At 52.4% G+C, this 506-nt stretch carries 1 protein-coding gene; it reads right to left on the minus strand.

Features of this window, described 5'->3' with window-relative positions:
• Positions 1–129: 129 nt before the first annotated feature.
• Positions 130–506 (minus strand): TonB family protein (locus tag ACFPZN_RS56700; protein ID WP_378293808.1); only part of this gene is annotated, 377 nt, incomplete at its 5' end.

Raw genomic sequence — 506 nt, forward strand, 5'->3', positions numbered from 1 at the left:
CCGTGGCGGCGCTATTTGCCAGAAATACGGCTTTTGCTGCCCATTTTTCAGCTTCGCTTCCACTAATCAGGGCTGCTACAGGCTCACTCATCATCCAGGACTATTGCAGCCTGCGGGTTAAAGGACCTGTTACTGGCGGCAACCATCATCATTGAGCTTTTGGGTGGTGACTGGTCGCGGATCCTGTAAGCCGTCATTTTTCAGACTGAATTCAAAATTTATAACCTGTCGCATTGCCGGGTGCCCTGCGGGATATAGCCAGTGCCTCATTGCCGTCAGCGTTTCCCGAAAAAAAAGGTGACAGCCGGTAAGCGACACGTTGTCCACTCGTCCATCGTCCAGAATATCAAACGTGGCGGTCACCTGACCTTCGATGCGTTTTGCTGCGGCCTGTACCGGGTAGGTTGGCTGCAGTGTGGTTACGGGTTTTAGTGGTATCGCATGTACCGGAGTGAGGAACATGGCCGCCAGCACTGTCAGAGTAAAAGCTTTCATGGTCTGAAATC

It is taken from the genome of Actinomadura rugatobispora (assembly GCF_042656285.1).
GTDB lineage: Bacteria > Actinomycetota > Actinomycetes > Streptosporangiales > Streptosporangiaceae > Spirillospora > Spirillospora rugatobispora.